At 61.3% G+C, this 726-nt stretch carries 1 protein-coding gene; it reads left to right on the top strand.

Annotation, left to right across the window (positions count from 1 at the left end):
- Window positions 1-726: hypothetical protein (locus ACR0NJ_RS21265; RefSeq protein WP_480819084.1), on the top strand; the 726-nt coding region annotated here is incomplete at both ends.

The following is a 726-nucleotide window of genomic DNA, read 5'->3' as shown; positions in this document are numbered from 1 at the left end:
ACAGGATTGGTGCCGTTGCCCGTATGGCTCCACATGGGGCAACCCTTGGGCTTTCCGACGAGGCCGTTGCTTTGGGGTCGCTGGTTCGGGGTAAGGGTGCGGCCAACTTCGCGCTTGAGAATGAACGGGCCAAGATTGACGCTAACCGCCGGGAATACCCCGTCACGTCCATCACGTCAGAGGCGGCGGGGGGCTTGGCCATCCCGGCTACAATTCTCAGCAACGCAACCCGTGCACCAGTTGCAGGACAGGCCGCTGTTGCGGGCGCAACGGGTGGCGCATACGCTTCATCGACTGGCGAAGCTGCCAAACAAGGTGCCAAAACGGGGGCTGGTGTCGGTACGATTTACGGTTTTGCCGAGGGTGAGAGCCCCAGCGGAAGATTGTCGAACATTCCGGGCGGTCTAGTCGGCGGTGCCATTGGTGGCGCGGCTGCCGTGCCGCTCACGAAAGTCGTGGGCTGGGCTGCGCAGAAGGTAGGAAAGCCTGTAGCCCGCCTATTGTCGGATCGGCGCTACTACACACCCGAGGGTGGGATTACACCTGCTGGCCGGGATGCGCTGAGGCAGCTCGGCTACGACGCAGATGAATTGAGCGATGCCTTTGCCCGCGAGTTCTCCAAGGGTATTGACGAGGGCGTTGATCCGCAACTTGCCGCCCGTGCCGCCGAAATGGAAGAATTCGGTATTCCGGCATTCAAACACAACGTGACAGGTGATGTGAACG

The organism is Ruegeria sp. F11 (assembly GCF_056533855.1).
This window is presented reverse-complemented; position numbering and strand designations above follow the sequence as displayed.